The organism is Goekera deserti, assembly GCF_010685995.1.
Taxonomy (GTDB): Bacteria; Actinomycetota; Actinomycetes; order Mycobacteriales; family Geodermatophilaceae; genus Goekera; species Goekera deserti.
In genome coordinates, this window is record NZ_JAAGWK010000058.1 from 1 (window position 1) to 265 (window position 265).

Annotated in this window: 1 pseudogene; it reads right to left on the reverse strand. The window is 39.2% G+C overall.

The features are described 5' to 3' along the window. Nucleotides 1-265: pseudogene (locus G1H19_RS22380) on the reverse strand (tetracycline resistance ribosomal protection protein Tet(36)); the annotation flags it as partial.

Below are 265 nucleotides of genomic sequence, written 5' to 3' on the forward strand. Positions count from 1 at the left end.
CATTGCTGATCCATGTAGCACCGGATAGACTTTGGCTTTTGCCACAAGAGCGATTATCGTATTCCAATAATCAGCCGGTGAAATTTCGCTATCCGCCAAATATCGTTCTAATATATCGTCGTCATGGTTGCATACAAATTCTTTGTATTCTTCCTTTATATATGTTTGGGAGCAAACCGGATAAACCGATCCATCGACAACAGTTTGCATAAACAGGACATCTTGCGACAGATTTGTTTTTATATCCATATACAAACGCTCCAAA